The organism is Salsipaludibacter albus (genome assembly GCF_019798055.1).
In the GTDB taxonomy this organism is placed as follows: Bacteria; Actinomycetota; Nitriliruptoria; order Nitriliruptorales; family Nitriliruptoraceae; genus Salsipaludibacter; species Salsipaludibacter albus.
The window spans coordinates 1-701 of the sequence record NZ_JAHOPH010000074.1; the positions used below are offsets into that span (position 1 = coordinate 1).

The following is a 701-nucleotide window of genomic DNA, read 5'->3' on the forward strand; positions in this document are numbered from 1 at the left end:
GATTATGCCTCTTCGCTCAACAATAACCTGTTTAATTTGCAGTCTGAGATCAGGCTGCGATTTTCTCAGCCGGTGTAAGCTGCGCATCTTTAAGACGATATTGTGCCAACTCAACCCAGTAGCTCATGCCATATGGCAAGGCATCATCATTGAAGTCATAGGCCGGATGATGCAGGTTTGCGCTCTCACCATTGCCGAGGAAAATATAGCAACCCGGACGGGCTTCGAGCATATAGGAGAAATCTTCCCCGCCCATCATCGGTTCAACTTCACGGGTGATCGGACCATTGATGCTGACTTTGTCAGCGACATCAGCAGCGATATCCGTCTGACCGGAATGGTTGAATGTCACCGGATAGTTGTTTTTAAAATCGAGATCGATCTTGATATTATTAAGCAGACCAAAGGCTTCACAATGCGCACGCATACGCTGCTCGGCAAAAGCACGGCTGTGTTTTGTCAGGCTGCGGACTGTTCCTGCGAGAACTGCTTTTTCCGGAATGATATTGTAAGCTTCACCGGCATTGAACTTGGTCACCGAGACGACCAGTGAATCCAGCGGGTTTGATCCACGTGAAACAATGCTCTGCAAAGCAGTGACCAGCTGCGAGCCGATAACGATCGGATCAATATTGCGATGCGGCTGGGCAGCATGGCCGCCTTTGCCATTGATGGTGATTGTGAACTCATCGGTCGCGGCC

General features: G+C 49.9%; 1 protein-coding gene. It reads right to left on the reverse strand.

The window, feature by feature from the left end; translation table 11 throughout:
• Positions 1-49: 49 nt before the first annotated feature.
• Positions 50-701: M20/M25/M40 family metallo-hydrolase (locus KR546_RS18860; RefSeq protein ID WP_238446268.1), on the reverse strand; the 652-nt coding region annotated here is incomplete at its 5' end.